This is a genomic window from Mesorhizobium sp. M4A.F.Ca.ET.020.02.1.1 (assembly GCF_004022645.1).
Classification (GTDB): domain Bacteria; phylum Pseudomonadota; class Alphaproteobacteria; order Rhizobiales; family Rhizobiaceae; genus Mesorhizobium.
The window spans coordinates 1-1541 of the sequence record NZ_RZOI01001048.1 but is presented as its reverse complement, the minus strand read 5'-3'; the positions used below and the strand labels follow the sequence as shown (position 1 = coordinate 1541).

Here is a 1541-nt window from a genome sequence, read left to right as displayed (position 1 = left end):
CGCAATCGCTTGCCTGACGATCTATGTGCCGCCGCTCGGACCTCAACTGTTCGCGGGCTTCGGCCTGCCGCCAAGCTAGTCTTCGTCCGCCTCACCCGCAGCCGACGGCGCGGCCAGCAGCACTGCCGCGCCGAGCAGCGCGGCGACCAGCGAACCGGCGAGGATGCCGACCTTGACCGCGTCCTGCAGCGCCACATCGCTGGCAAAGGCGAGCAGGCCGATGAACAGGCTCATGGTGAAGCCGATGCCGCAGAGCAGCGAAATACCGATCATGTGCAGCCAACCGGCATTGACCGGCAGGTCGGCAAGGCCGAGCCGGATGGCGAGCGCCGATGAGCCAAACACGCCGACCAGCTTGCCGAGAACCAGGCCGGCGGCGACGCCCAGCGTCAGCGGCTCGACCAAGGCGGCCATGCTCAGGCCGGCAAGCGATACGCCGGCATTGGCGAAGCCGAAGATCGGGATGACGAGGAAGGGCACGAGCTTGTGCAGGCCGTGCTCCAGCCGGTGCAGCGGCGACTGCTCGAGGTCGTGGCTGATGCCGGCGGCGCGCTCGAGCGGGATGGTGAGCGCCAGCGCCACGCCGGCAAGCGTCGCGTGCACGCCCGATTTCAGCACCAACACCCAAAGCACGGCGCCGAGCAGGAGATAGGGGATCAGGTTCATAACCCGCATGCGGTTGAGCACGACAAGCACGGCGATGACCGCGAAGGCGGCGCCGAGATAGGCGAGCGACAGGCCGCTGGTGTAGAACAGCGCGATGATGATGACGGCGCCGAGATCGTCGATGATGGCGAGCGCGGTGAGGAATACCTTCAGCGAGGCCGGCACGCGATTGCCGAGCAGCGACAGCACGCCGAGCGCGAAGGCGATGTCGGTGGCGGTCGGGATCGCCCAGCCGGACATCGCGGCGGAATTATCCCTGTTGATGGCGACATAAACCAGCGCCGGCACCACCATGCCGCCGGCGGCGGCAATGCCGGGCAGCACGCGGCGCGGCCAGGTCGAAAGCTGGCCGTCCAGTATCTCGCGCTTGATCTCCAGGCCGACCAGCAGGAAGAACACCGCCATCAGCCCGTCATTGATCCAGTGCGCGACGCTGAGCGGCCCGAGATAGGCGTGGAGGGCGGCGAAGTAGATCTGGGCGAGCGGCGAGTTGGCGACGATCAACGCAAGTGCCGCCGCCACCATCAGGATGATGCCGCCGGTCGCCTCGCCGTCGAGGAATTCGCGCAGGATGGATTTCGGGCGGTCGTCGTGCATGTCGCCTCCGTGCCGGGTTTTTCCGGTAGGCATTATTCGCGATGATGCGCAAAGCTCGACGACTGGCAAGCATCACACTTTCCGAACGCTGGCGCCCCTCACCTGCCTTCCGGCACCCTCTCCCCGTATGGTGACGGGGAGAGGGACGCTGTGTCCGAACCGGATAGATAGGTAACAGAATGGACCGATTGCATAGGTGACAGTTTTCTCCCTCGCCGGAGGACCCGGCGATGGTTTGGCGAGAGACTGGCATCATGGACGAGCGGCTTCGTTTTGTA

At 65.9% G+C, this 1541-nt stretch carries 1 protein-coding gene; it reads right to left on the bottom strand.

Features of this window, described 5'->3' with window-relative positions:
• Positions 1–75: 75 nt before the first annotated feature.
• Positions 76–1263 carry a Na+/H+ antiporter NhaA gene (gene nhaA, locus EN742_RS34640; protein ID WP_127405521.1) on the bottom strand — a complete coding sequence of 396 codons (1188 nt, stop codon included), beginning with the start codon at positions 1261–1263 and terminating at the stop codon, positions 76–78.
• Positions 1264–1541 lie beyond the last annotated feature (278 nt).